This window comes from Geodermatophilus siccatus, from assembly GCF_900103785.1.
GTDB classification, from domain to species: Bacteria; Actinomycetota; Actinomycetes; order Mycobacteriales; family Geodermatophilaceae; genus Geodermatophilus; species Geodermatophilus siccatus.
This window is the reverse complement of record NZ_FNHE01000001.1, coordinates 100,868-126,189: the sequence shown is the minus strand read 5'-3', so window position 1 is coordinate 126,189 and position 25,322 is coordinate 100,868. Positions and strand designations below refer to the sequence as shown.

The 25,322-nt window shown below is 75.3% G+C and carries 26 protein-coding genes; 17 read left to right on the top strand and 9 right to left on the bottom strand.

Annotated features, from left to right (window positions below; all coding sequences use genetic code 11):
- The first annotated feature begins 9 nt into the window (after positions 1-9).
- Positions 10-1,692, top strand: a complete 1,683-nt coding sequence (locus tag BLS21_RS00580; RefSeq protein ID WP_091212509.1) for a sodium:solute symporter family protein — start codon at positions 10-12, stop codon at positions 1,690-1,692.
- A gap of 25 nt (positions 1,693-1,717) precedes the next feature.
- Positions 1,718-2,008 carry a hypothetical protein gene (locus tag BLS21_RS00575; RefSeq protein WP_091212505.1) on the top strand — a complete coding sequence of 97 codons (291 nt, stop codon included), beginning with the start codon at positions 1,718-1,720 and terminating at the stop codon, positions 2,006-2,008.
- Positions 2,009-2,095: 87 nt separating this feature from the next.
- On the opposite strand, the gene BLS21_RS00570 is transcribed toward BLS21_RS00575, so the two are convergent.
- A complete protein-coding gene (locus BLS21_RS00570) occupies positions 2,096-3,202 on the bottom strand; it encodes a sulfite oxidase (RefSeq protein WP_091212502.1) in 1,107 nt (368 codons plus the stop codon).
- Positions 3,203-3,424: 222 nt separating this feature from the next.
- Positions 3,425-4,126 (bottom strand): IclR family transcriptional regulator, encoded by a 702-nt coding sequence (locus BLS21_RS00565; RefSeq protein WP_091212499.1) that lies wholly within the window; start codon positions 4,124-4,126, stop codon positions 3,425-3,427.
- 84 nt (positions 4,127-4,210) lie between these two features.
- On the opposite strand from BLS21_RS00565, the gene leuC reads away from it, so the two are divergent.
- Together leuC and leuD are read left to right on the top strand one after the other, a co-directional pair.
- Positions 4,211-5,635, top strand: coding sequence for a 3-isopropylmalate dehydratase large subunit (leuC, locus tag BLS21_RS00560; protein WP_091212496.1), 1,425 nt, complete (start codon positions 4,211-4,213; stop codon positions 5,633-5,635).
- A 23-nt stretch (positions 5,636-5,658) separates the two neighbouring features.
- A complete protein-coding gene (gene leuD / locus BLS21_RS00555; protein ID WP_091212493.1) occupies positions 5,659-6,264 on the top strand; it encodes a 3-isopropylmalate dehydratase small subunit in 606 nt (201 codons plus the stop codon).
- Positions 6,265-6,332: 68 nt separating this feature from the next.
- Here leuD and BLS21_RS00550 read toward each other — a convergent pair whose 3' ends face one another.
- The 3 genes from BLS21_RS00550 to cofC are packed head-to-tail and all read right to left on the bottom strand — an operon-like array spanning position 6,333 to position 10,020.
- Positions 6,333-7,280, bottom strand: a complete 948-nt coding sequence (locus BLS21_RS00550) for an NUDIX hydrolase (protein ID WP_091212490.1) — start codon at positions 7,278-7,280, stop codon at positions 6,333-6,335.
- Positions 7,270-9,330 (bottom strand): RNA degradosome polyphosphate kinase, encoded by a 2,061-nt coding sequence (locus BLS21_RS00545; protein ID WP_091212488.1) that lies wholly within the window; start codon positions 9,328-9,330, stop codon positions 7,270-7,272. The genes BLS21_RS00550 and BLS21_RS00545 overlap by 11 nt, the downstream gene beginning before the upstream one ends.
- Positions 9,331-9,378: 48 nt before the next feature.
- Positions 9,379-10,020: a 2-phospho-L-lactate guanylyltransferase gene (gene cofC, locus BLS21_RS00540; protein ID WP_245699870.1), complete on the bottom strand. Its 642-nt coding sequence runs from the start codon at positions 10,018-10,020 to the stop codon at positions 9,379-9,381.
- A 142-nt stretch (positions 10,021-10,162) separates the two neighbouring features.
- Between cofC and BLS21_RS00535 the strand changes: the two genes are divergently transcribed.
- From BLS21_RS00535 to BLS21_RS00525, 3 genes are read left to right on the top strand one after another with little or no spacing between them, the layout of a single operon-like run.
- Positions 10,163-10,966 (top strand): lysophospholipid acyltransferase family protein, encoded by an 804-nt coding sequence (locus BLS21_RS00535; RefSeq protein ID WP_091212485.1) that lies wholly within the window; start codon positions 10,163-10,165, stop codon positions 10,964-10,966.
- A complete protein-coding gene (locus BLS21_RS00530) occupies positions 10,963-11,973 on the top strand; it encodes an NAD(P)H-dependent glycerol-3-phosphate dehydrogenase (protein WP_175479347.1) in 1,011 nt (336 codons plus the stop codon). Before BLS21_RS00535 ends, BLS21_RS00530 begins: the two co-directional genes overlap by 4 nt.
- A gap of 55 nt (positions 11,974-12,028) precedes the next feature.
- On the top strand, positions 12,029-13,180 hold the full coding sequence (locus BLS21_RS00525; protein WP_091212483.1) for a cystathionine gamma-lyase: 1,152 nt from the start codon (positions 12,029-12,031) through the stop codon (positions 13,178-13,180).
- A gap of 76 nt (positions 13,181-13,256) precedes the next feature.
- Here BLS21_RS00525 and BLS21_RS00520 read toward each other — a convergent pair whose 3' ends face one another.
- On the bottom strand, positions 13,257-14,009 hold the full coding sequence (locus BLS21_RS00520; protein WP_091212479.1) for a CDP-alcohol phosphatidyltransferase family protein: 753 nt from the start codon (positions 14,007-14,009) through the stop codon (positions 13,257-13,259).
- A gap of 88 nt (positions 14,010-14,097) precedes the next feature.
- On the opposite strand from BLS21_RS00520, the gene BLS21_RS00515 reads away from it, so the two are divergent.
- A complete protein-coding gene (locus BLS21_RS00515) occupies positions 14,098-15,249 on the top strand; it encodes a D-alanine--D-alanine ligase family protein (protein WP_091212477.1) in 1,152 nt (383 codons plus the stop codon).
- Complete coding sequence (locus BLS21_RS00510) at positions 15,246-15,893, top strand: hypothetical protein (protein WP_091212474.1); 648 nt, start codon at positions 15,246-15,248, stop codon at positions 15,891-15,893. Before BLS21_RS00515 ends, BLS21_RS00510 begins: the two co-directional genes overlap by 4 nt.
- Before the next feature lie 100 nt (positions 15,894-15,993).
- Here the strand turns inward: BLS21_RS00510 and BLS21_RS00505 are convergent, their stop codons facing one another.
- Entirely contained in the window at positions 15,994-16,539 is a 546-nt protein-coding gene (locus BLS21_RS00505; RefSeq protein ID WP_091212471.1) for a DUF3515 domain-containing protein, read from the bottom strand.
- A gap of 77 nt (positions 16,540-16,616) precedes the next feature.
- Positions 16,617-16,850, bottom strand: a complete 234-nt coding sequence (locus BLS21_RS00500) for an Lrp/AsnC ligand binding domain-containing protein (protein WP_091212468.1) — start codon at positions 16,848-16,850, stop codon at positions 16,617-16,619.
- A gap of 92 nt (positions 16,851-16,942) precedes the next feature.
- Between BLS21_RS00500 and BLS21_RS00495 the strand changes: the two genes are divergently transcribed.
- From BLS21_RS00495 to BLS21_RS00485, 3 genes are read left to right on the top strand one after another with little or no spacing between them, the layout of a single operon-like run.
- Complete coding sequence (locus BLS21_RS00495; RefSeq protein WP_245699868.1) at positions 16,943-17,977, top strand: thiamine-phosphate kinase; 1,035 nt, start codon at positions 16,943-16,945, stop codon at positions 17,975-17,977.
- Entirely contained in the window at positions 17,961-18,470 is a 510-nt protein-coding gene (locus tag BLS21_RS00490; protein WP_091212465.1) for a GNAT family N-acetyltransferase, read from the top strand. The genes BLS21_RS00495 and BLS21_RS00490 overlap by 17 nt, the downstream gene beginning before the upstream one ends.
- Positions 18,467-19,099, top strand: a complete 633-nt coding sequence (locus tag BLS21_RS00485; RefSeq protein WP_091212463.1) for a cytidylate kinase-like family protein — start codon at positions 18,467-18,469, stop codon at positions 19,097-19,099. Before BLS21_RS00490 ends, BLS21_RS00485 begins: the two co-directional genes overlap by 4 nt.
- A gap of 106 nt (positions 19,100-19,205) precedes the next feature.
- Here BLS21_RS00485 and rpmB read toward each other — a convergent pair whose 3' ends face one another.
- Positions 19,206-19,388 (bottom strand): 50S ribosomal protein L28, encoded by a 183-nt coding sequence (gene rpmB / locus BLS21_RS00480; RefSeq protein ID WP_425283681.1) that lies wholly within the window; start codon positions 19,386-19,388, stop codon positions 19,206-19,208.
- A 183-nt stretch (positions 19,389-19,571) separates the two neighbouring features.
- On the opposite strand from rpmB, the gene BLS21_RS00475 reads away from it, so the two are divergent.
- The 5 genes from BLS21_RS00475 (at position 19,572) to BLS21_RS00455 (ending at position 25,251) form a co-directional block, all read left to right on the top strand.
- Complete coding sequence (locus BLS21_RS00475) at positions 19,572-21,191, top strand: DAK2 domain-containing protein (RefSeq protein WP_091213659.1); 1,620 nt, start codon at positions 19,572-19,574, stop codon at positions 21,189-21,191.
- On the top strand, positions 21,191-23,374 hold the full coding sequence (gene recG, locus BLS21_RS00470; RefSeq protein ID WP_091213657.1) for an ATP-dependent DNA helicase RecG: 2,184 nt from the start codon (positions 21,191-21,193) through the stop codon (positions 23,372-23,374). The genes BLS21_RS00475 and recG overlap by 1 nt, the downstream gene beginning before the upstream one ends.
- A 154-nt stretch (positions 23,375-23,528) precedes the next feature.
- Positions 23,529-24,083 (top strand): 16S rRNA (guanine(966)-N(2))-methyltransferase RsmD, encoded by a 555-nt coding sequence (gene rsmD, locus BLS21_RS00465; RefSeq protein WP_091212461.1) that lies wholly within the window; start codon positions 23,529-23,531, stop codon positions 24,081-24,083.
- Entirely contained in the window at positions 24,080-24,562 is a 483-nt protein-coding gene (coaD, locus tag BLS21_RS00460; RefSeq protein WP_091212458.1) for a pantetheine-phosphate adenylyltransferase, read from the top strand. Before rsmD ends, coaD begins: the two co-directional genes overlap by 4 nt.
- Complete coding sequence (locus tag BLS21_RS00455; RefSeq protein WP_091212456.1) at positions 24,559-25,251, top strand: hypothetical protein; 693 nt, start codon at positions 24,559-24,561, stop codon at positions 25,249-25,251. Before coaD ends, BLS21_RS00455 begins: the two co-directional genes overlap by 4 nt.
- Positions 25,252-25,322 lie beyond the last annotated feature (71 nt).

Below are 25,322 nucleotides of genomic sequence, written 5' to 3'. Positions count from 1 at the left end.
TCCCGACCCGTGGATGCGCTCCGCCTCGACGCCTCGTTCGTCGACTACCTGCTGGTCGTCGTCTACTTCGCGGTCGTGCTCATGATCGGTCTGGCCGCGCGCCGGCGGGTCTCCGACAGCCTCGACTTCTTCCTGTCGGGCCGGTCGCTGCCCGCGTGGGTGACCGGGCTGGCCTTCATCTCGGCCAACCTCGGTGCGGTCGAGATCATCGGCATGTCCGCCAACGGCGCGCAGTTCGGCATGCCGACCATGCACTACTTCTGGGTCGGCGCGGTCCCTGCCATGCTGTTCCTGGGCGTGGTGATGATGCCCTTCTACTACGGGTCGAAGGTGCGCAGCGTCCCGGAGTTCATGCGGCGCCGGTTCGGCACCGGTGCCCACCTGGTCAACGCGCTGTCGTTCGCGCTGGCCCAGATCCTCATCGCCGGCATCAACCTGTTCCTGCTGGCGACCATCGTCGAGTCGCTGCTGGGCTGGCCGCTGTGGGTCTCGCTGATCGTCGCCGCGGCCGTCGTCCTCAGCTACATCACCCTCGGCGGGCTGTCGGCGGCCATCTACAACGAGGTCCTGCAGTTCTTCGTCATCGTCGCGGCGCTGCTGCCGCTCACCCTGATCGGCCTGCACCGGGTCGGCGGGATCGGCGGTCTCGTCGACCGGGTCACCGAGGCCGGCGACGCGGAGCAGTTGCGGTCCTGGCCCGGCACCGAGCTGTCCACCTTCGAGAGCCCGGTGTGGTCGGTCATCGGGATCGTGTTCGGCCTGGGCTTCGTGCTCTCGTTCGGCTACTGGACGACGAACTTCGTCGAGGTCCAGCGCGCGATGGCGACCAAGTCGATGTCCGCGGCCCGGAGCACGCCGATCATCGGCTCGTTCCCGAAGATGTTCGTGCCGTTCATCGTGGTGATCCCGGGCATCATCGCCGGCGTCCTGGTGCCGGAGATCCAGCAGCTCAAGGCCGGGCAGAGCAGCGAGCTCCAGTACAACGACGCGATGCTCGCGCTGATCCGCGACGTGCTGCCCAACGGCCTGCTCGGTGTCGCCATCGCCGGCATGCTGGCCGCGTTCATGGCCGGCATGGCCGCCAACATCTCGGCCTTCAACACGGTCTTCAGCTACGACCTGTGGCAGACGTACGTGAAGAAGGACGAGCCGGACCGCTACTACCTGCAGGTCGGCCGCTGGGCCACGGTCGGCGCGACGGTCGTCGCCATCGGGACGGCCCTGATCGCCTCCGGCTACAGCAACCTGATGGACTACCTGCAGACGCTGTTCGGCTTCTTCAACGCGCCGCTGTTCGCCACGTTCATCCTCGGCATGTTCTGGAAGCGGATGACGCCGACCGCGGGGTGGGCCGGCCTGGTGTCCGGCACGCTCGCCGCCGTCCTCGTCGCCTTCCTCAGCGAGGACGCGTTCGGCACGGCGTCGCTGGGCGTGATCCCGCTCAGCGGTCAGGGCGCGAGCTTCGTCGCGGCGAGCGCCGCGTTCGTCGTCGACATCGTCGTCAGCGTCGCGGTCTCCCTGGTGACCCGCCCGAAGCCGGTGGCCGAGCTCGCCGGACTGGTCTACTCCGAGACGCCGCGCGAGCAGCGCACCGACCCCGACGCGCACCGGCTGCCCTGGTACCAGTCGCCGACCAAGCTGGCCGGGATCTCCCTGGTCTTGGTGATCATCCTCAACGTCATCTTCCGATGACCGCCGCACCGCAGAGGAGCCGCACGTGAGCAACACCGGACAGCAGCCCCGGGCGCACCGGGCGGGGGCCTTCGACGTCCGCAACGTCATCGCCGGCCTCATCGGCTTCTACGGCGTCGTGCTGGTCCTCATGGGGCTGTTCAGCGACTCACCGGACGACCGGGCCAAGACCGGCGACTTCAACGCCAACCTGTGGGTCGGCATCGCCATGCTGGTCTTCGCCGCGGCGTTCGCCCTGTGGTCGCGGCTGCGCCCCGTGGTGGTCGACCCGGGCGCCGACGTCGCCGGGGACGAGGACCGGCCCGTCGGGCACTGAGGAAGGACCACCCTTCCCCCCACGCCTCGCAAGCTCGGCGCGGGTCCCTGAAGGGTGGCCGTTCCAGAACGGCACGAGCGGACCCGGTCACCCGAGGACCGTCACCGGCACGCGCTGCACCAGGTTGTTGGCCATGCCCTGCCGGTTCCAGACCTGCTCGGTGGGCTGGCTCCCCATGGCGTCGGTCGCCCGGACGAGCAGCTCCCAGGTGCCCGGCTCCGCCGTCCACGGGTACTGCCAGGCCCGCCACGCGAAGGGGTGCGCCGGGTCGGCCGGGGCGAGTTCGGCGGCCGACCAGGTGGCCCCGCCGTCCGTGCTGACGTCGACGCCGGTGACCGGGGCCCGCCCCGACCACGCCCGCCCGGTCAGCGGAACCGGGCCGGGGCGCAGGAAGCGCTCGCGGGTCATGAAGTCCGGCCAGCCGGGCGGGTTGAGCAGGGCGCGGGGCGCGATCCGGGTGACCGGCTCGCCGGGGTCGCCGGCGTCCACCTTGAGCCGGTAGGCCGTGGCGTTCTGGAAGCCGTCGAAGGGCCGGTCGAGGACCTCGACCCGGGTCAGCCACTTCACGTGCGCCATGCCGTACCAGCCGGGCACCAGCAGCCGCAGCGGAGCGCCGTGCTGGGGCGGCAGCGGCACCCCGTTCATCCCCCAGACCAGCAGCACCTCCGGGCGCATCGCCTCGGCCAGCGGCAGGCCGCGCGCGTAGTCCTGCTCGACGCCGCGCTCCACCCCGTGGTCGGCACCGGTGAAGACGACGTCGACCGCCCCGTCGGCGATCCCGGCCTCCTCGAGCAGCGGGGCCAGCGGCGTGCCGGTCCACTCGGCGGTGCCGACGGCCTCCAGCAGCCACGGCTGGCTCACCGGCCGCGGCTCGAACCGGGCGCGGCCGTTGCCGGCGCACTCGAGCAGCACCCGGGAGGTGACGGCGGGACGGCGCTGCAGGTCCTCCAGCGTCAGCCGCAGCGGGCGGCCGACGGCGCCGCCGACCTCGAGCGACCAGGTGGCCGGGTCGACGGCGGGGATGTCGTAGTGGGTGAGCACGTAGTGCAGCCCCGGCGGCGTGACGTCGTAGCGCAGCGCCTCCAGCGGCATCCCGTGGTTGCGGGTGGCCAGGGCCAGCTCGTCGAGGCCGATGCCCTCCCCGGGCTCGGCGATCCGGGCGCGGCCGCGGTGGGTGGGCTCGGTGGCGGTCATGGCCCCAGTCTCGACCGGGGGACCGCGGAGGGGAACTGCCCGGACGGTCAGGCGGCTGCGCAGCGGGCTCCGGCCGCCACCTGCGGGGATGGCCCGCGCCGTCCCCCCACCGAGTTGATCACGGGCTTCCGGCAGGCGGCACGCGCGGACACGCCGCGAGGCCCTGCAATGCCCCCGTGATCGACGCTGCAGGAGGGGAGCGGGCGGGTGGCGGGGCCTCGCTCAGCGGGCGGCGCGCGAGATGGCGCCGGCGGCCTCGAGCACCGCGCCGACCACCTCCGGGGCGGGACGGCGGCCCAGTCGCTCGACCGGCCCGGAGATGGAGACGGCGCCCAGGACCCCGCCCGCGGCGTCGCGCACCGGGGCCGACAGCGATGCGACCCCGGGCTCGCGCTCGGCGATGCTGTGCGCCCAGCCCCGGCGGCGGACGTCGAGCAGCGTGCGGGCGGTGAAGCTCGCGCTGGGCAGCAGCGGGGTGACCTCGTCGGCGGGGGCGAAGGCGAGCAGCGCGTGCGCGGCCGAGCCCGCCGTCATCGGCAGCCGCGCCCCCACCGGCACGGTGTCGCGCAGCCCGTGCGCCCGCTCGGCGGCGGCCACGCAGACCCGGCTGGCGCCGTCCCGGACGTAGAACTGGGCGCTCTCCCCGCTGGCGTCCCGCAGCGCGACCAGGTGCCGGCCGGCCAGCTCGGCGAGGTCGGCCACCCCGCGGCCGAGCTCGGCCAGCGCCGGGCCGGGCGCCCACGCGCCGGCCGGCGTGCGCCGGACCAGGCGGTGCCCCTCGAGGGCCACGGCCAGCCGGTGCGCGGTCGCCCGGGGCAGCCCGGTGCGCTCGACGAGCTCGGCGAGGGTCGCGGGCTCGGCGGCCACGGCGCGGAGGATGGCCACCGCTTTGTCCAAGACGGCGACGGGGTTAGGCTGTCCCACACAGCAATACTCGCATCCCACAGCGTGAGATGACCAGCCCGGTCGTCCGCCCCGGAGCGAGCCCCGACCCCGGAGGGACCAGCCGTGCCGAAGACCCTGGCGGAGAAGGTCTACGACGCCCACGTCGTGCGCAGCGCCGCGGGCGAGCCGGACCTGCTCTACATCGACCTGCACCTGGTGCACGAGGTGACCAGCCCGCAGGCGTTCGACGGCCTCCGCGCCGCCGGCCGCACGGTGCGCCACCCCGAGCTGACGATGGCGACCGAGGACCACAACGTCCCGACGCTGGACATCCTCAAGCCCATCGCCGACCCGGTCAGCCGCGCGCAGGTCGAGGCGCTGCGGAAGAACGCCGCCGAGTTCGGCATCCGCCTGGCCCCGATGGGCGACCGCGACCAGGGCATCGTGCACGTCATCGGACCGCAGCTGGGGCTGACCCAGCCGGGCATGACGATCGTCTGCGGCGACAGCCACACCTCCACGCACGGCGCGTTCGGTGCGCTGGCGTTCGGCATCGGCACCAGCGAGGTCGAGCACGTGCTGGCCACGCAGACCCTGCCGCAGTACCGGCCCAAGCAGATGGCCGTGACCGTCAACGGCGTGCTGCCCGAGGGGGTGTCCTCGAAGGACGTCATCCTGGCCGTCATCGCGAAGATCGGCACCAACGGCGCCGCGGGCCACGTCATCGAGTACCGCGGCAGCGCCATCGAGGCCCTCTCGATGGAGGCCCGGATGACGGTCTGCAACATGTCGATCGAGGCCGGTGCCCGCGCCGGGCTGATCGCCCCGGACCGGACCACCTTCGACTTCCTGCGGGGCCGCCCGCACGCCCCGCAGGGCGCCGACTGGGACGCCGCCGTCGAGTACTGGGAGACGCTGCGCACCGACGAGGGCGCGGTCTTCGACACCGAGGTCGTCCTCGACGCCGCCGAGCTCACGCCGTACGTCACCTGGGGCACCAACCCCGGCCAGGGCCTGCCGATCGCGGAGTCGGTCCCGGACCCCGCGGCGATCGCCGACGAGGGCGAGCGCCGCGCCGCCGAGCAGGCGCTGGCCTACATGGGGCTGACGCCCGGCACGCCGCTGCGCGAGATCGAGGTCGACACCGTCTTCCTCGGCTCCTGCACCAACGGCCGCATCGAGGACCTGCGCATCGCCGCCGAGCTGCTGCGCGGCAAGCACATCGACCCGGACACCCGGATGCTCGTCGTCCCCGGGTCGGTCGGGGTCAAGCTGCAGGCGGAGGCCGAGGGCCTGGACCGGGTGTTCACCGAAGCCGGCGCCGAGTGGCGGGGCGCGGGGTGCTCGATGTGCCTGGGCATGAACCCCGACCAGCTCGAGCCCGGGGAGCGGTCGGCCTCGACCAGCAACCGCAACTTCCAGGGCCGGCAGGGCAAGGGCGGGCGCACCCACCTGGTGTCCCCGTCGGTCGCTGCGGCCACCGCGCTGACCGGGAAGCTGACCGCCCCCGCCGACCTGGCCGACGCCCCCGTCCCGGCCACCGCCTGACCCGCACTGGAGCCCTGAGAGCCATGGACGCCTTCACCACGCACACCGGCACCGCGGCCCCGCTGCGCCGCAGCGCCGTCGACACCGACCAGATCATCCCGGCCGAGTACCTGAAGCGGATCACCCGCACCGGGTTCGAGGACGGCCTGTTCGTCGCCTGGCGCAGGAACGAGCCGGACTTCGTGCTCAACCAGCCGCAGTACGCCGACGCGTCGGTCCTCGTGGCCGGCCCCGACTTCGGCACCGGCTCCTCGCGCGAGCACGCCTGCTGGGCGCTGCTCGACGGCGGGTTCCGCGTGGTCATCAGCTCGCGGTTCGCCGACATCTTCAAGAACAACTCGACCAAGTCCGGGCTGCTCACCGTCGTCCTGCCGCAGGCCGAGGTCGAGGCGCTGTGGGCGGCGGTGGAGGCCGACCCCAGCACGCCGGTGACCGTCGACCTGCAGGAGCGGCGCGTCTCCTACGGCGGCCACAGCGTGCCGTTCGAGGTCGACGAGTACACCCGCTGGCGGCTGCTGGAGGGCCTCGACGACGTCGGGCTCACCGAGCGGCACCTGGCCGACATCGAGGCCTTCGAGGCCCGCCGTCCGGCCTGGCTGCCCAAGGCGCTGCCCGCCCTCCCGGCCTGAGGACGGGGCCGCTCGGGTGGCCGTCCACGGCTGACCACCCTCGCGCTGTTCCACCCGCGTCCGCGCCGTCAGCGCAGGCCGGTGAAGGCCGGGTCCTCGGCGGCGTCGGCCGAGAAGTCCCGGTAGTAGTCGGCCGACAGCGCGCCCGGTCGCCCGCCCAGCACCCACGTGCTGCCCTTCGCCGCGGGCGGGTGCAGCGCGCCGGGAACGCCGGCGAAGCGGACGCCGAGCGCCGCCAGCACCGACGGGATGGCCCCGCCCTGGCTGCAGACGACGGCCACCCCCGGCTCCTCACGCGGGCCGAGCAGCCGCTCGACCGCGGTGAGGGCGGCCTGCGGATCGGCGGCGTACTCCTCCTCACCGAGCTGGGGCAGGGAGCCGATGCCCAGGCCCAGCCGGGCGGCCAGCGGCTCGAGGGTCTGCCGGCAGCGGACCCGCTCGGCGGTGAGCAGCTCCACGGGGGCGAACAGCGGGAGCACCCGCGCCAGCCGCGCCGCCTGCCGGCGGCCCTTGCCGTCCAGCGGGCGCAGCTCGTCGGGGCCGTCCCAGTCGGACTTGCTGCCGGCCTTGGCGTGCCGGACCAGCAGCAGCGAGGGCTGCCGGGGGACGTCGGTGCGCGCCAGGTCGGCCAGCACGGCGCGGTCGTGGGCGTGGCTGACCAGTGCGCAGGCCTCCTCGACCGGCAGCCAGCGCAGCTCGTCGACCTCGGCGTTGGGCTCGAACTCGCCGCCGACCACCCGCATCAGCCAGTAGTCGACCCGCTTGGGACCCTCCGGCACCTCGTACTCGGTGCGCACGCTGCGCCGTCCGACGACGACGTCCAGCCCGGTCTCCTCGGCCACCTCGCGCACCGCGGTCTCCAGCAGGTGCTCGCCCTCGTCGGGCTTGCCCTTGGGCAGCGACCAGTCGTCGTACTTGGGCCGGTGCACCAGCGCGGTCTCCAGGCCGCCGCCGTCCGCGGGGCGCCACAGGGCGCCACCGGCGGCGCGGACCAGACCGCCGGTCTCAGCCGGCATGGTCCACCGCCGCCGCCATCAGCGCGCCCTGGTAGTCGCACTCGCCGGTCCGGGTCCAGGTGCCGTCGCTGCCCAGCTCCCAGCAGCGCACGCCCTCGGCCATCGCCGCGTCGAACGTCTCCTGCAGCTCCCGCTCGGCGGTCTCGTCGCACACCCGCAGCAGCACCTCGACGCGGCGGTCGAGGTTGCGGTGCATGAGGTCGGAGCTGCCGATCCACCACTCGTCGTCCCCGCCGCCGGCGAACCACATCGCCCGCGAGTGCTCGAGGAACCGGCCCACGATCGAGCGCACCCGCACGTTCTCCGACAACCCGGGGACGCCGGGCCGCAGCGAGCAGATGCCGCGGATGAGCAGCTCCACCGGGACGCCGGCCGACGACGCGTCGTAGAGGGCGTCGATGACCTCCTCGTCGACCAGCGAGTTCACCTTGATGCGGATGCCCGACGGCCGGCCCTCGCGGGCGTGGCGGGCCTCCCGCCGGATCTTCTCCAACAGCCCGGGACGGATGCCGTGCGGGGCGACCATCAGCCGGCGGTAGGTGGTCTGCCGCGAGTAGCCGGTGAGGGTGTTGAACAGGTCGGTGAGGTCGGCGCCCACCCGGGGGTCGGCGGTGAGGATGCCGAGGTCCTCGTAGAGCCGCGCGGTCTTCGGGTTGTAGTTGCCCGTGCCGATGTGGCAGTAGCGGCGGATCACGCCGCTCTCCCGGCGCACCACCAGCGCCGTCTTGCAGTGGGTCTTCAGCCCCACCAGCCCGTAGACGACGTGGCAGCCGGCCCGCTCCAGCGAGCGGGCCCAGCTGATGTTGGCCTCCTCGTCGAAGCGCGCCTTGACCTCCACCAGGACGACGACCTGCTTGCCCGCCTCGGCGGCGTCGATGAGCGCGTTGACGATCGGGGAGTCACCCGAGGTGCGGTACAGCGTCTGCTTGATCGCCAGCACGTTCGGGTCGGCGGCCGCCTGCTCGATGAAGCGCTGCACGCTGGTCGCGAACGAGTGGTACGGGTGGTGGACGAGCACGTCGCCCTCCCGCAGCGTCGCGAACACGCTCTTGGGCGTCTCGCCCTCCGACAGCCGCGGGTGGGTGGCCGGCACGAACGGCTCGTCCTTGAGCTCCGGCCGGTCGAGGCCGTAGAGCTCCCACAGCGCGGCGAGGTCGAGCAGGCCGGGCACGTGGACGACGTCGGAGCCGTCCACCTCCAGCTCGCTCATGAGCACGTCGAGGATCCGCGGGTCCATCGGCTCGGCGACCTCCAGCCGCACCGCCGGGCCGAAGCGGCGGCGGGCCAGCTCGCGCTCCAGGGCCTGCAGCAGGTCCTCGTCGCGGTCCTCCTCGACCTCCAGGTCGGCGTTGCGGGTCACCCGGAACAGGTGGTGGTCGATGACGTCGAGGCCCGGGAACAGCTGCTGCAGGTGCGCGGCGATGAGGTCCTCGAGCGGCAGGAAGGTGGCGTCCCGGTCGGAGCTGGCGACCCGCACGAACCGGGGCACGTTGTTGGGCACCTTGAGCCGGGCGAAGCGCGGCGCGCCGGTGTCGGGGTCGCGCACCTGGACGGCGAGGTTCAGCGACAGCCCGCTGATGTAGGGGAAGGGGTGCGCCGGGTCGACCGCCAGCGGGGTCAGCACCGGGAACACCTGGTCGCGGAAGTACTCCCGCAGCCGCTTGGCCTCGTGCTCGGCCAGCTCACCCCAGTGCACGATCCGGATCCCGGCCTCCTCCAGGCGCGGGGAGATGTCCTTGGTGAAGACGTCGGCGTGCCGGTGCACCAGGTCGCGCGTCCGCTCGGTGACCCGCGCCAGCTGCTCGCGGATGGTCAGCCCGTCGGGGGAGCGCACCGTCAGACCGGTGCTCTGCCGGCGCTTCAGGCCGGCGATGCGGACCATGTAGAACTCGTCGAGGTTGCCGGCGAAGATCGCCAGGAACTTCACCCGCTCCAGCAGGGGCAGGGAGTCGTCCTCCGCCAGCTCCAGCACGCGGGCGTTGAAGTCCAACCACGACAGCTCGCGGTTGATGTACCGGTCGGCGTGGGCGCCGGGTCGGGTCGAGGGCACGGGCTCATCGTGCCGCAGTCCGGTTGCCGGTGGCTCGCCGGCAACGGGTCAGCCGGGCGGCCGGGCGGCTCCGCCCAGCAGCGCCGCGGTGTGCGGGCCGACGCCCAGCGCCCGGGCGGCCTCGAGGTCGTCGGGTGTGTCGACGTCCCGCTGCAGGCCCGGCCAGCGACCGGTCAGCGGGACGGCGCCACCGGCCGCGTGCCGCTGCGCCGACCCGGTCCCGAAGGCGGGGGAGAGGGCGGTGCCCACGGCGGTGAGCAGGGTCGTCCCGGTGCCCTGCGCGTCGGCGACGAAGCAGCGCGCCGCGACCTCCGCCGCGGCGAGGGCGGCGGTCAGCTCCTCCGGGCGCAGCGCCGGCAGGTCCGAGGAGAGCGCGGCCACCGCGGCGGCCCCGGTGACGCGGGCGCCGTGGGCGAGCGCCGGGTTGAGGCCCCGGTCCGGCTCGTCAGGCACCGTGCGGGCGCCCAGCCGGGTCACCGTCCCGGCGGCCGCCGGGTCGTCGGTGACGACGAGGACGCCGGCGACGGCGGGCGAGGCCAGGGCCGCCGCCACGGTGTCGGCCAGCAGCGCCAGGACCAGCCGGTCGTGCGCGGCCCCCGGCGGCCCGTCCAGGCCCGCGGGCAGCGGCGTGAGGCGGGTCTTGGCCAGCGGCAGCCGCTTCGCCGGGACCACGACCGACCACGCGCGCACGGCGACAATGTGAGCACACCGGCGCGGGGTCGCCGACCGGCCGGGCCGGACCCCGGTGCACCCCGCGGACCGGTCCGGGCCACGATGGACCCACAGGACGTGGCCGGCCGGACCAGGGCCGGGCGGCAGGAGGGAGGAGCCGGTGACGCAGGACGGGTCCCCGGGGACCGGGGGATGGCGCCGCACCGGAGCCCCGGCGTCGCGGTGGCGCACCCGCCGGCCGCTGCCGCCTGCCCTGGCGTTCTGCGTCGCGGTGGTCTACCCGGTCACGGTGCTGCTGTTCCGGCTGCGCTACCGGCACGCCGAGCGGTTCCCCCGCACCGGCCCGGTCCTCCTCGTGGCCAACCACGTGTCGGTGCTCGACCCGCTGGCCTGCGCCCGGCTGGTCTGGGACTGCGGCCGCGTGCCGCACTTCCTGGCCAAGGACGCGGTCTTCACCGGGCTCGCCGGGCGGATCCTGCGCGCCGCCGGGCAGATCCCGGTGGCCCGCGGCCGGGCCGACGCGCGCACCTCGCTGGCCGCCGCCGAGGCCGACCTCGCCGCCGGCAACGTCGTGGTCATCTACCCCGAGGGGTCGGTCACCCGCGACCCCGACTGGTGGCCCATGGAGGCCCGCACCGGGGTCGCGCGACTGGCGCTGACCACCGACGCCGTCGTCCTGCCGGTGGCCCAGTGGGGGCCGCAGCGGCTGCACGACTACCACACCAAGCAGCTGCACCCGCGGCTGCGCACGCGCGCCGACTACCTGGTCGGCGAGCCGGTGGACCTCACCGACCTGCGCGCGCAGGTGCGCGCGGGTCGGCCGCTGACCGGGGAGCTGCTGCGCGAGGTGACCGACCGGATGATGGCCTGCGTGCGCGACCAGCTGGCCGAGCTCCGCGGGGAGCCGGTGCCCACCTCGACCACCCCGCACCCGCGGCGCGACCTGCCCGGGAGCGCCGCGTGAGCCGCAGCATCGGCACGCGGGCCGCCGTCCTGGGGGCCGGCTCCTGGGGGACCACCTTCGCCAAGGTGCTCGCCGACGCCGGCTGCTCGGTGGTGCTGCACGCCCGCCGCCCCGAGCTGGCGCACGTGATCGGCGAGACCCGGGAGAACCCCGACTACCTGCCCGGCATCCGGCTGCCCGACCGGCTGCGCGCCACGGCCGACGCCGCCGAGGCGCTCGCCGACGCCGAGATCGTGGTGCTCGCCGTCCCCTCCCAGTCGCTGCGGGCCAACCTCACCGAGTGGGCGCCGCTGCTGCCCTCCGACGCGGTGCTGCTCTCGCTGATGAAGGGTGTCGAGCTGGGCACCACCAAGCGGATGAGCCAGGTGATCGGCGAGGTCACCGGCGCCGGGCCCGATCGGGTCGCCGCGCTGTCCGGCCCCAACCTGGCCCGCGAGATCGCCGAGGAGCAGCCGGCCGCGACCGTGGTGGCCTGCGAGGACCACGACCGCGCGGCGCAGGTGCAGGCCGCCTGCCACACCCCCTACTTCCGCCCGTACACCAACCAGGACCTGGTGGGCTGCGAGCTCGGCGGCGCGGTCAAGAACGTCATCGCGCTGGCCTGCGGCATCACCGAGGGCATGGGCTTCGGCGACAACACCCGCGCCTCGCTGATCACCCGCGGGCTGGCCGAGACCGCCCGGCTGGGCGCGGCCCTGGGCGCCGAGCCCGCCACGTTCGCCGGGCTGGCCGGTCTGGGCGACCTGGTGGCCACCTGCAGCTCCCCGCTGTCGCGCAACCGCACCTTCGGCGAGCGGCTGGGGCGCGGCATGTCGGTGGAGGAGGTGCAGCGGACCACCCGGCAGGTCGCCGAGGGGGTGAAGAGCTGCCAGCCCGTGCTGGACCTGGCGCGGGCGCACGGGGTCGACATGCCGCTGACCGAGGCCGTCGTCCGGGTGTGCCACGACGGCGTCCCGGTGACGCAGATCGTCAAGGACATCATGTCCAGGGAGGCGAAGCCCGAGTGAGCGCCTCGATCGAGGGCCGAGCCCGAGGAACCGGGTCGGCTGGAGCGGAGCGCACGTGAGCGAGCTGCCGGAGGAGTGGGGCGACGGCACCCGCTCGGTCCGTGCCGGTGAGGAGGCGCCCGTGCCGGGCGCGCCGCTGCGGCCCTCGCCGGTCTTCGCCGCGCCGTTCCACCTCGGGGACCGGCCACCGCGCGCCGACGGGGCGGACGCGTACGCGCGCACCGAGCACCCCACCCTCCGGGCCTTCGAGGCGGCGGTGGGCGAGCTCGACGGCGGTCGGTGCCTCTCCTTCGCGACGGGCATGGCCGCGATCACCGCCGCGCTCATGGCCTGCGCGAGCGCGGGGGACCGGGTGGTCCTGCCCGCCGACGGCTACTACACGACCCGGCTGCTGGGACGTGACGAGCTCGACCGGCTGGGCCTGCGGGTGGAGTACGTGCCGACGCCGGCGATCGAGGGCCTCGCCGCCCGCGGGGAGCTCCGGGGTGCCCGGCTGGTGATGCTGGAGACGCCGAGCAACCCGCAGCTCGACGTCTGCGACGTCGCCGCGGTGGCGGAGGCGACCCGGGACGCCGGCGCGCTGCTCGCCGTCGACAACACCACCGCCACGCCGCTGGGCCAGCGTCCGCTGGCCCTCGGTGCCGACCTCACCATCGGGGCGGACACCAAGGCGCTGACGGGCCACAGCGACCTGCTGCTCGGGCACGTGAGCACCACCGACGACGCGGTGTACGCGCGCCTGAAGAGCTGGCGGGACCACACCGGCGCGACCCCGGGGCCGTTCGAGGCCTGGCTGGGCCACCGCTCGATGGCCACGCTCGACCTGCGGCTGACCCGCCAGGCGGAGAACGCCCGCGCCGTCGCCGAGCTGCTGGCCGCCCATCCCCGGGTGACCGGCGTCCGGTGGCCCTGGCGGCCGGAGGACCCCTCGTTCCCGCTGGCCTCGAGGCAGATGGCCCGTCCGGTGGGCGTCGTCTCGGCGGTGCTGCCCGACGAGGCCGCCGTCGCGCGGCTGGTCGCCGCCAGCCGGCTGTGGGCGGCGGCCACCAGCTTCGGTGGTCTGCACAGCACGCTGGACCGGCGGGCCCAGTGGGGCGGGGACGACGTCCCGCCGGGCTTCGTCCGGTTCTCCTGCGGCATCGAGGACACCACCGACGTGGTCACCGACCTCGCCACCGCGCTGGACGCCGCCCTCGGGGGCCCGTAGCACCCGGTGACGTCGTGGAGCGGCCCCGTCCCGGGCGCCCCGAGCCCGCGAGGGGTGGGGAGATCGGGGTCCGCTTTCAGGCGGCCGGGGCGAGCTCGCCCCGCCGCCGGTGGGCCGCGCGGGCGGTCAGCCACAGGCTCACCCCGACGTAGTACCCGAGGTAGGCCAGCGACAGCGCGACCACGACCGGGTGCGGGTCGGGCACCTGCAGCAGCAGGACTGCGTAGGCGACCAGCCAAACCGCCGTCAGCGCCAGGCTCAACCCGCGCAGCGCCTTCGTCCGCGACGGGTAGAGGTAGCGCACCGGCACGAACACCAGCACCGAGCACACGACGAGCACCGTGGCCACGACCGCCGGACTCAGGTCGAGGACGATGGCGTAGAAGGCGACCACGTTCCAGTAGCTCGGGAAGCCCAGGAACGCGTGGTCCTCGGTCTTCGCGTCGACCCGGCAGAACTGGTAGCAGGAGGCCAGCAGCGGCAGCGCGGCGACGACCCACCCCGCGGCGCCGCCCGGCAGCGACCCGGTCGTCCACAGCAGCACCACCGGCGCGAAGGCGTAGGTGAGGTAGTCGACGATGTCGTCGAGCCGGGCGCCGTCGAACCAGGGGATCGTCTCCTTGACCCGCAGCCGGCGGGCCAGCATCCCGTCGGTGCCGTCGACGACGAGGGCCACCAGGCCCAGCCACAGGGCCGCCACCGCGTCGCCGTCGAACGCGGCCAGCACGATGAGCAGCCCGAGCACCGAGCCGATCGCGGTGTAGAGGTGGACGGCGGCCCCCGCCAGGCGCAGCCTGCGCGAGGTCGTCGCCGTTCCGGCTGCGTTCATCGGGTCGAGGTTCCCACATCCGGACGCGGTAGGTCCGTCCTGCCCGTCGTCCGGGCGCCGTGGAGGGCCTCCACTAGGGTCGGCCGCGATGAGCGGACAGGCGGGCAAGCGGCGGATCGCGGTGGTCTTCGGCGGCCGCAGCGCGGAACACCCCATCTCCTGCGTCTCCGCCGGGGCCGTCCTCGCGGCGCTGGACCCGGACCGGTACGACGTCGTCCCCGTGGGCATCACCCGCGACGGTGGCTGGGTGCTGACCGACCCGGGGCAGCGGCTGGCGATCGTCGACGGCGAGCTGCCGGAGGTCGCCGGCGGGACCCCGGTGACGCTGGTCGGCGACCCGAGCGGGCGCGGCCTGCAGCGCCTGGACGGCACGGGGGAGCGGATCGGCGTGGACGTCGTCTTCCCCGTGCTGCACGGCGCCTACGGCGAGGACGGCACCATCCAGGGGCTGCTGGAGATGAGCGGCATCCCCTACGTGGGCTCGGGCGTCTTCGCCAGCGCGGCGTCGATGGACAAGGAGTTCACCAAGAAGCTCCTCACCGCCGCCGGGCTGCCCCAGGGCGACCACGTGGTGCTGCGCGACCCCTCCGGGGCGCTGTCGCCCGACCCCGCGCTGCTCGACGACCCCACCCGGGAGCGTCTGGGCCTGCCGGTGTTCGTCAAGCCCTCGCGGGCCGGCTCCAGCATCGGGATCACGAAGGTCACCGACTGGGCGCAGTTGCCCGAGGCCGTCGCGACCGCCGCCGCCGTCGACGCCAAGGTGGTCGTCGAGGCCGCCGTCCCGGGGCGGGAGATCGAGTGCGGCGTCCTGGCCACGCCCGGCGGCGGGCTGCCGCAGGCCAGCCTCCCGGCGGAGATCCGGCTGCACCCGGGCACCGACTGGTACGACTTCGCCGCCAAGTACCTCGACGACGCCGCGGACTTCGACGTCCCGGCCGACCTCACCCCCGAGCAGACCCGGGCGGTGCAGGAGGCGGCCTGCCGCGCGTACCTGGCGATGGACTGCCGCGGCCTGGCGCGGGTCGACTTCTTCCTCGGCGCCGGTCCCGACGGCGCCGAGCGGCTCGTGGTCAACGAGGTGAACACCATGCCGGGCTTCACGCCGATCTCGATGTACCCGCGGATGTGGGCGGCCTCCGGCGTCGACTTCACCGCGCTGGTGGACCGGCTGGTCGAGGTCGCCCTGGCCGTCGCACCGACCGCCGCCGGCCACCCGACGTTGGACGGCACCCGGGCGTGAGCCCGGTGTCGGCCGTCCGGCGCGGCGGGCTGGCGCTGCTGCTGGCCCTGCTGACCGGCTGCGCCACTTCGACGGACGGCGACGCCTCCGCCGCACCGGCCGCGGCGACACCGGACACGCCCCGGCAGCTCGAGGGCCTCGTCGTCCCCGCGGTGCCCTCCGGACTGCCGCGCGTGCCCGACGACGCCCTCTCACCGCCGGCCGGGGAGAAGCTGGTCGAGGACGTCGCCGGCTACGCCGAGGACGCCGCCCGTGAGCGCGAGGTGCTCGACGACTACGGCTACCGATTCGGCTGGGAGCGCTACTGGGGCTCGGGATCCGGGCCGCTGACCACCGTCGCCGCCCACCAGTTCGAGACGACCGACGGCGCCGCGGCGTTCACCGCGGACCTGGCCGCCCACGAGGCCGAGGTCTACGGCGGCCTGCTGCGCGAGGACCCGCCGGACCTGCCCCCGGGCTGCCGGCTGCTGCAACTCGAGGAGGGCGCCCCGGCGGCGGGGGTGGCTGCGCCGGCCGCCCTCGCCTGGTGCGCGCGCGGGGCGTTCAGCGTGGCGGTCACCGCCGTCTCCGGGTCGGTGGAGTCGGCGACCGCGGAGGTCCGGGCCGTCGTGGCGGCCCAGTTGGAGCGCCTCCCGTCCCCGTGAGCCGGGGCTCCCGGTGGGGGAGCGGGGTGCTCGACGAGGCCGGGCACCCCCTGCGGCGATCGACGCGGATCTCATCCCGGCTGCACCTCGGGGCGCCGGCTCAGCCGCCGGCGTCGACCGGCTGGGCGGGGAGCGTCCCGGTGATGACCGGGCCGAGGGCGGTGACCGGTGCGGAGTCGGTGTCCACGGAGACGGTCACCTGCAGGTAGACCGGCCGGTCGACGGCGGTCCAGACGATGCTGTCCGGGTCGGTGGTGTCGACCAGCCACTCGACGCCGTTGACCTGGATGAGCGGGGACGTCGGTTCCAGCGCGGCGGGCCGCTCGACACCGCAGACCAGCACCACCGGCGGCTCGCCCCAGGCGTAGGCGTACGGGGAGTCGGACCGGACCGGGCGGGACTGCTCGCCGGCCAGTTCCAGCGGCAGGGCGCCCATGAGCGCCGGGCAGTTCGCGTCGGCCTCCGGCGTCACCGGTGGCACGTCCACCGGCAGCGGCGGCAGGTCGGCCCGCTCGGGCGCCTGCGTGCCCTCGACGTCGGCGACCGCGTCGTCGGTCCGCTCGCCGGCGTCCCCACCGAGGACGCGGGTGAGCACCAGCAGCACGACCACCAGCGGCAGGACGACGGCCGTGACGACGAGCGCCACCCGCCGCAGCGGGTCCTCCGGCCGGGAGGGCCGCGGCGGTGGACCGGGCTCCGGGGTGGGGTTCTCGGTCAGGGCGCTCAGATGTTGACGACGGGACAGGTCAGCGTGCGGGTGATGCCGTCGACCGACTGCACGCGGGCGACGACCAGCCGACCGAGCTCGTCGACGGTCTCGGCCTCGGCCCGGACGATCACGTCGTAGGGGCCCGTGACGTCCTCGGCCTTGGTGACACCCGCGATCTCGCTGATGGTCGACGCGACCTGGGCGGCCTTGCCGACTTCGGTCTGGATGAGGATGTAGGCGTGGACCACGGGAGACCTTTCCTCGGCTGGCGTTGCGGGTGCGGCGTCCGCGCCGGTGGGCGGACAGTTGCGCAACCTACCGCAGTGAGCTGGAGGGACCGGTGACTCGTCCTCGTCCGCTGGTCCCGCGCGACGACCCCGCCGACAGCGTGCGGGTCGTCGGCGAGTTCGGCGTGATCGCGCGCGTGCTCGCGCGGTCCGGCGTCGCGCGGGTCGCCGAGGTCGGGCCCGGCGACGACGCGGCCGTGCTGCGGGCCCCCGACGGCCGCGTGGTCGCCACCACCGACGTCCTGGTCGAGGGCCGGCACTTCCGGCGGGACTGGTCGTCGGCCGAGGACGTCGGGCACAAGGCGGCGGCGGCCAACCTCGCCGACGTGGCCGCGATGGGCGGGGTGACGACCGCGCTGCTGGTCGGCCTGGCCTGCCCGCCGGACACCCCGACGACGTGGCTGGAGGGGGTGGCCGCCGGGCTGGCCGCGGAGTGCGCGCCGCTGGGAGCGGCCGTCGTGGGCGGCGACACGGTGTCCGCGGCCCCGGACAGCGGGGGCGTCGTCCTGTCGGTGACCGCGCTGGGCGACCTGGGCGGGCGGGCGCCGGTGCTGCGCTCGGGTGCCCGGCCCGGCGACGTGCTGGCCCTGGCCGGCCGGCTGGGCTGGTCGGCGTGCGGCCTGGCCGTGCTGCGGCGCGGGTTCACCAGCCCGGCCGCCGCGGTGGCCGCGCACCGCCGTCCGGCGCCGCCGTACGCGGCCGGCCCGGCCGCGGCCGAGGCCGGCGCGACGGCGATGTGCGACGTCAGCGACGGGCTGCTCGCCGACGCGGGGCACGTCGCGGAGGAGAGCGGCGTGCTCGTCGACGTCGACCGGGCCGCTCTGGTCCGGGCGACCCTCGAGCTGCCCGGCCCGCTGCAGCAGGTCGCGGCCGCCCTCGGCGGGGACCCGATGGCCTGGGTGCTCACCGGCGGCGAGGACCACGCGATGCTGGCCACCTTCCCGCCCGGTGCCGACCTGCCGGACGGCTGGGCGCGGATCGGCACGGTGCGCGAGGGCGAGCCGGGGGTGCGCGTGGACGGCGAGCCGGCCGAGGCGGTCGCCGCGGCCGTCGGGGCGGAGGGGACCGGTCATGCGCACTTCCGCTGACGCCCGGCTGGCCGACGGCCGCCCGGTGGTGCTGCGGGCGGTGCCCTACGACGACCCGCTGGCCCGCGAGCTCGTCGGCCGCGTGCAGCAGGAGTACGTGACCCGCTACGGCGGGCCCGACGAGGCCGTGGTCGACCCGGCCGAGTTCGAGGCCCCGGCGGGGCTGTTCCTCGTGGCCGAGGTGGACGGCGTCCCCGCGGGGTGCGGCGGGTGGCGGGTGCACGCCCCTGGCGTGGCCGAGGTCAAGCGCGTGTTCGTGGCGCCGGAGTTCCGCCGGCAGGGCCTGGCGCAGCTGCTCATGGCCGCGCTCGAGGACAGCGCGGCCGCGGCCGGCGCCCGCTCGGTGGTGCTGAACTCGGGGTCCCGGCAGCCCGAGGCGCTGGCGCTGTACGCCGCACTCGGCTACACCTCTGCACCCGGGTACGGCGTGTACGCGGGTCTGCCCGGGGCGGTGTTCCTGGGCAAGCGGCTGACCGGTGAGGAGGAGCGGTGAGCGGAGCCGGTGTGGTGACGATCTCGGCCTCCTACGGCGCCGGCGGTGACCTGGTCGGCCCGGCGGTCGCCGCGCGGCTGGGCCTGGTCTTCCACGACCGCGCCATCCCCGCGCAGGTGGCCGGCCGGCTCGGCGTCCCGCTGGCCGAGGCGGAGGCCAACGACGAGAACGTCGCCCGCGGGTTGTGGCGGATCGTCGCCTCGCTGGGCACCATGCCCGACCCGATGGGCGGCGTCGTCCCGGTGACCGAGCAGCTCGACGAGCGGACGTTCCGCCTGCAGACCGAGCGGGTGGTGCGCGAGATCGCCGACGGGCAGGGCGGGGTGGTCCTCGGCCGGGCCGCCGCGCTGGTGCTCGGCGACCGTCCCGACGCGCTGCACGTCCGCCTCGACGGACCCGAGGAGCGGCGGCTCGACGCGGTGGTGGCGCGCTTCGGGCGCCCGCGCGACGAGATGCGGCGGGAGCTGCGGGCCAACGACGCGGCGCGCGAGGGGTACGTGCGACGGTCCTACCGGGTCGACGCGACCTCGCCGCGCATCTACCACCTCGTGATCGACAGCACGGCACTGCCGCAGCAGACGGTGGTCGACCTGGTGGTCGAGGCGGCCCGCGCCCGCGGCATCGGCTGAGGCCCCGTCGTTCCCGCCCCGGCCACCGGGGGCACTGAACGCCAGAGGCCCAGAACCCGGTGGGTTCTGGGCCTCTGGCGTTCAGTGCCCCGTGCGGGGGCGACCGTCAGGCGCGCACGACCTTGCCCGCGCGGATGCACGAGGTGCAGGCGTTGATGCGGCGACGGTTGCCCGGGGCGACGAGCGCCCGCACGGACTGGATGTTCGGGTTCCAACGGCGCGGCGTCCGCCGGTGCGAGTGCGACACCGACATACCGAAACCGGGCCCCTTGCCACAGACATCGCACACGGCAGCCACGGTGGATCACTCCCAGGAGATTCGTTCACGGACGGCGGCACGCCGACGCGCCCGCACACAGACCAACGGAGAGTCTAACCGGTCCTCGGCGGAGACGTCGCGGAGGTCGGGGGGACCACGCCTCCGCCCGGTCGTGCACCCGGCGTGGTCGGTCTGCGTGGGTACCCTCCGGCCGTGCTGCCGGCGCTCGACGACGCCGCGGTCGGCCAGTGGTGCCGGGCCGCGGTCGCCGTCCTGTCCGCGGCCCGGAGCCGCATCGACGACCTCAACGTCTTCCCCGTCCCCGACGGCGACACCGGCACGAACCTGCTGGCCACCGCCGAGGCCGCCGTGGCCGCGCTCGACGAGGCGGGGGAGGGCGGCACCGAGCCGGCCTGGGCGCTGCTGGCCCGCGGCGCGGTGCTGGGCGCCCGCGGCAACTCCGGCACCATCCTCGCCCAGCTGTGGCGCGGGCTGGCCGACCAGCTCGCCGGGCAGCCCCCGGCCGACGGGCCGACCCTCGCCGCGGCCCTGCAGAAGGCCGCCGACACCGCCTACGGCGCGGTCGCCGACCCCGAGGAGGGGACGTTCCTCACGGTCGCGCGGGCCGGTGCCGAGGCGGCGGTCGCCGCGGTCGCGGCCGGGCACGCCGCCCTGGGTGAGGTCGTGCGGGCCGCGGCCGACGGCGCCCGCGCCGCGCTCGAGGCGACGCCGGGGCAGCTGACCGTGCTCCGCGACGCCGGGGTGGTGGACGCCGGGGGAGCGGGGCTGTGCCTCGTCCTCGACGCGCTGGTGACCACGGTGACCGGCGTCGAGCCCGACCGCCCGTCACTGGCCCGCCGGCCCGAGCGCGGGCACCCCCACCACGCCCACGACCACGGCGACCTGCCGCACCAGCCGCCGGCCGGACCGGGCAGCGAGGTGCAGTACCTGCTGGCCGACAGCGACGAGGCCGCCGTGGCGCGGCTGCACGAGCGGCTGGCCGCCCTCGGCGACAGCCTGGTGGTCGTCGGCGTCGACACCCCCGGCGGGCGCGAGTGGAACGTGCACGTGCACGTCGCCGACGTCGGCGCCGCGATCGAGGCCGGCATCGAGGCGGGCCGCCCGTACCGCATCTCGGTCACCCCGCTGGCCCCGGTGCGGCCACCGGCGCCGGTTCCCGACGCGCGGGCGGTCGTGGCGATCGTCCCCGACGGCGGGCTGACCCGGTTGTTCGCCGACGAGGGCGCCGCCGTCGTCCCCTGCGGGCCCGACGGCGTGCCGGAGGACGACGTGCTCGCCGCCGTCCTGGGGTCCGGCGCGGCCGGCGTGGTCGTGCTGCCCAACGACCCGACGCTGACCGCACTGGCCTCCCGCGCCGCGGAGCGTGCCCGCGAGGAGGGCCGGGACGTCGCCGTCGTCCCCACCCGTTCGCCGGTGCAGGGCCTGGCCGCGCTGGCCGTCCACGACCCCAGCCGGCGCTTCGGCGACGACGTCATCACCATGGCCGAGGCGGCCGCGGCGACCCGCTGGGCCCAGCTCACCGTCGCCGAGCAGGAGGCGCTGACCAGCGCGGGGCGCTGCGAGCCCGGCGACGTGCTCGGCTCCGCGGAGGGCGACGTCCTGCTGATCGGTGCGGAGCCGGTCGCCGTCGCCTGCGAGCTGCTCGACCGCATGCTGTCGGCCGGCGGGGAGCTGGTCACCCTGGTCGTGGGCCCGGACGCCGAGCTCGCCGACGCCGTGTGCGCGCACCTCGCGCGCACCCACCCGACGGTCGAGGTCGCCCGCTACGACGGCGCGCCCGCGGGGGTCCCGCTGCAGGTGGGGGTGGAGTGATGGCGGTGGAGATGACGACCCGGCTGGACCGGGTCCTCGGTGCCAAGACCGCCAAGGCGATGGCGGAGTCGCTGGGTCTGCACACCGTGCGCGACCTGCTGCGGCACTACCCGCACCGCTACGCCAAGCGGGGGGAGATGACCCGCCTCGACGACCTGCAGGTCGGCGACCGGGTGACCGTGCTGGCCCAGGTGCGGTCGGTCGACAGCCGCCCGATGCGGCAGCGGCGCGGCACCCTCACCGAGGTCACCGTCGGGGACGGCGCCGGGACGATGAAGCTGGTCTTCTTCAACCACCGGCACACCCGCCTGGTGCCCGGCGCCTGGGGGCTGTTCGCCGGCACGGTCAGCGAGTACCGCAGCAGGCTGCAGTTCGCCCACCCCGACTGCCACCTCATGACCGGGGACGACGACGACGTCGACTGGGCCCGTGCGCTCATCCCGATCTACCCGGCCAGCAAGGAGGTCTCCAGCTGGGTGATCCAGCGCTCGGTGCGGTTGCTGCTCGACGCCTCCGGCGGCTTCGGCTTCGTCGAGGACCCGCTGCCCGAGGAGCTGCGCGTCCGGCACGGGCTGCCGAGCCTCCCTGCCGCGCTGCTCGACATCCACCGGCCCACCTCCGACGAGGACGTCGAGCGCGCGGAGCACCGGCTCAAGTGGGACGAGGCGCTCACCCTCCAGCTGACTCTCGCCGCCCGCCGCCGCGCCGCCGCTCTGGAGCCGGGCGTGGCCCGTCCCCGGCGGTCCGCCGGGCTGCTGGATGCCGTCGACGCGGCCCTGCCCTTCGCGCTCACCGAGGGCCAGCGCGAGGTGGGGGAGGAGCTGGCCGCCGAGCTCGCCCGCGAGCAGCCCATGCACCGGCTGCTGCAGGGCGAGGTCGGCGCGGGCAAGACCGTCGTCGCGCTGCGGGCCATGGCCCAGGTCGTCGACGCCGGCGGGCAGGCCGCGCTGCTGGCCCCCACCGAGGTGCTCGCCGCCCAGCACGCGCGCAGCATCAGCGCGATGCTCGGGCCGCTGGGCCGCGCCGGCGAGCTGGACGGCGACCCGGCCGGCACCCGCGTCGTGCTGCTCACCGGCTCGCAGAAGGCCGCCGCCCGGCGGGAGGGGCGCGCCGCGGTCGCCGACGGCAGCGCCGGCATCGTCGTCGGCACGCACGCGCTGCTGCAGGCGGGCGTGGACTTCGCCGACCTCGGCCTGGTCGTCGTCGACGAGCAGCACCGCTTCGGCGTCGAGCAGCGCGACGCGCTGCGGGCCAAGGGCAACCGGCCCCCGCACGTGCTGGTCATGACCGCGACGCCGATCCCGCGCACGGTGGCGATGACCGTCTACGGCGACCTGGAGACCTCCACGCTGCGCCAGCTGCCCGGTGGGCGCGGCGGCGTGGCCAGCTCGGTGGTCCCGGTCCGGGACAAGCCGGCCTGGCTCGACCGCGCCTGGGAGCGGCTGCGCGAGGAGGTGGCCGCCGGCCGCCAGGCCTACGTCGTCTGCCCGCGGATCGGCGAGGACGCCGCCACCGAGGAGGAGCCCGACGACGCCGACGGCGCGCCGGCCGAGGAGGGGTCGGGCCGCCGTCCGCCGCTGGCCGTCCTCGACGTCGCCGAGCAGCTGCGCGAGGGGCCGCTGGCCGGGCTGCGCCTGGAGGTCCTGCACGGCCGGATGACGCCGGAGGACAAGGAGGCGCGGATGCGCGCCTTCGCGGCCGGCGAGGTCGACGTCCTGGTGGCCACCACCGTCGTCGAGGTGGGCGTCGACGTGCCCAACGCCACCGTGATGGTCGTCATGGACGCCGACCGCTTCGGCGTCAGCCAGCTGCACCAGCTCCGCGGCCGGGTCGCCCGCGGCAAGCACCAGGGGCTGTGCCTGCTGGTCTCCGAGGCGCCCACCACCTCGGCCACCGGGCAGCGGCTGGCTGCGGTCGCCGGAACCTCCGACGGCTTCGAGCTGGCCCGGCTGGACCTCGAGACCCGCCGCGAGGGCGACGTGCTCGGCGCCGCCCAGTCCGGCCGCCGCTCGGGCATCAAGCTGCTGTCGCTGCTGGAGGACGAGGAGCTCATCGCCGAGGCGCGCGCCGAGGCCACCGCCCTGCTGGAGACCGAGCGTGGTCTCGCCGACCACCCCGGCCTGGCGATGGAGGTGGCCGCGCTGGCCACCGACGAGCGCGCCGAGTACCTCGAGAAGGCATGAGAGAGGACCCCTCGCCCCCCTCGAAGGACCCCCTGCCCCCCGCCACTCGCAGGCTCGCGGCGGGACCCTGCAGGAGGCCGTCGACGTTCGCGGCGGGCCCCTGGGAGGGGCCGCCTCGCACCCTCGGGGCGAGCCTCTGGACGGGGCCGAAGGCGTGACCAGGATCATCGCCGGCACCGCCGGAGGACGTCGGCTCAGGGTGCCGCCGTCGGGCGTGCGGCCCACCGGCGACCGCGCCCGGGAGGGGCTGTTCAACAGCCTCTCGACGCTGACCGACCTCGAGGGCGCCACCGTCCTGGACCTCTACGCCGGCTCCGGCGCCCTGGGCCTCGAGGCGCTCAGCCGGGGCGCGGCCCAGGTGGTGTTCGTCGAGAACGGCCCGCGGGTGCTGCCGGTCCTGCGTGCCAACATCGACGCGGTCGGCCTGCCCGGCGCACGGGTGGTGTCCGGCTCGGTGCCCACGGTGGTCGCCGGGCCGCCGCCGGCCCGCTTCGACGTCGTCCTCGCCGACCCGCCCTACGCCACGCCGCTGCCCGAGGTCCTCCGGGTGCTCGAGGCGCTGGTCGCCGGGGAGTGGCTGGCCGAGGACGCCGTGGTCGTCGTCGAGCGCTCCAGCCGCGAGGAGCCCTTCGAGTGGCCGACACCGCTGCGCGGACTGCGCGAGCGCCGCTACGGCGAGGCCGTGCTCCGGTACGGTCGCTGTCCGTGAGGCGAGCGGTCTGCCCCGGGTCGTTCGACCCCGTGACGAACGGCCACGTCGACGTCATCACCAGGGCGGCGGCCCTCTACGACGAACTCGTCGTCGCCGTCCTGGTCAACCCCGGCAAGGCCGGGCTGTTCAGCGTCGACGAGCGCATGGCCCTGCTGCGCGACGCGGTCGCCGACGTGCCCAACGTGACCGTCGACAGCTTCCAGGGCCTGCTCGTCGACTACTGCCGCGCCAAGGACATCCCGGTGATCGTCAAGGGGCTGCGCGCGGTCAGCGACTTCGAGTACGAGCTGCAGATGGCGCAGATGAACCGCGAGCTGGCCGGGGTGGAGACGCTCTTCGTGCCCACCGCCCCCCAGGTCGGGCACCTGTCCTCCAGCCTGGTGAAGCAGATCGCCACCTTCGGCGGCGACGTCTCCGGGCTGGTCCCCAAGGTCGTGCAGGAACGGCTCACCGCGCACCGGGAGCAGAGCACATGACCGAGGTCGTCTACCGGCTCTACGAGACCGTCGACGAGCTGAGCAGCGTCATCGAGAACGCCCGCAGCGTCCCGATGTCCGGCGGCTCGTGCATGGTGCCCCGCGACGTCCTGCTCGACCTGCTCGACGACCTCCGGGAGAACCTGCCCGCCGAGGTGCACAAGGCCGGCGCGATCGTCGAGCAGCGCACCGAGATCCTCCAGCAGGCGCAGGCCGAGGCCGAGCGGCTGACCGGCCGCATCCGCAGCGAGACCGAGCAGGCGGTCGGGGCGGCCCGGCGGCAGCGCGAGGAGCTCCTCGGCACGGCCCGCCGGCAGCGCGACGACCTGCTCGCCCGCGCCCAGGCCGAGGCCGAGGACCTGCTCGCCCAGGCCGAGGAGGAGGCCCAGCAGATCGTCGAGGAGGCCCGCCGGCACCGCGAGGCGCTGATCGCCGACGGGAAGGCCCAGCAGGCGGAGATCCTGGCGGCCGCGCAGGCCGAGCACGAGCGGCTGATCAGCGAGACCGAGGTCTACCGGGGCGCGGTCGACCGCGCCGACGAGCTCGGCGCGCAGACCGCGGCGGACGTCGCCCGGATGCGCACCGAGGTCGACGAGTACGTCGACACCCGGCTGGCCGACTTCGGCGGCACGCTCGAGCGGATGCTGCGCTCGGTCGAGAAGGCACGGGCCAGCCTCCGCGACGGCTGAGCGAGGGCCACCTCCACTCCGGAACGGCGTCGCTCCCCATCGGGTAGGCTGGGTCCCTGGTCCGACCGCCG